Origin of the sequence: Streptomyces sp. HSW2009, assembly GCF_040240285.1 — a bacterium.
Classification (GTDB): Bacteria; Actinomycetota; Actinomycetes; order Streptomycetales; family Streptomycetaceae; genus Streptomyces.
In genome coordinates, this window is record NZ_JBEHZD010001122.1 from 1 (window position 1) to 622 (window position 622).

Below are 622 nucleotides of genomic sequence, written 5' to 3' on the forward strand. Positions count from 1 at the left end.
GGGCGCCGGGGCGGGGCGGGCGCGTTTGTTATCCCGCGCGCGCCCGGGGGGGGGGGCGCGCCCGCCCCGGGCCGGCGCCCCCGGGCCACGCCCCGGCCGGGCGACGCGCGCCACCCCGACGCCGGCCGCCACACCGCTGCCGGGCGACACTCCGCTGCCGGGCGCTGGCCCCCACCGGTACGCGCCGGGCTCGGGCCCCCACCCGTACGCGCTGAACACTGGCACCAACCCGTACGCGTCGAGCGCGGGCCCTATCCCCCACACATCGGGCTCGGGCCCCGACCCGTACGCACCGGGCGCAGGCCCCACCCCGTTCCCGCCGGGCGCGAGCCCCCTCCCACCGGCCGCCGGTGGGCGCGGTCTGATCGGGCTCGACGAGCGGGTGCGGCTCGCGGGTGGCAGCTTCGCCTGTGGGCCGCGCGCGGAGGGCTTCGCGGTCGTGGCGCGCATCCCGCACGCGGGCCAGGCCCGCCCCGAGCGCGCCGCCCCGGCGCCGGCCGACGGGCCCGGCTGGCCGTGCGGCGGGGCCGGCGGGGGGGCCCCCCGCGGGGGGGCGGGGGGGGGGCCCCCGGGCCGGGCGGGGGGGGGGCGGGGGGGGGGGGGGGGGGGGCTGGTGGGGGGG

The 622-nt window shown here is 85.9% G+C and carries 1 pseudogene; it reads left to right on the top strand.

Annotated elements, in window-relative coordinates:
• Nucleotides 1-382: 382 nt before the first annotated feature.
• A pseudogene (locus AAHZ94_RS34855) lies at nt 383-622 on the top strand (hypothetical protein); the annotation flags it as partial.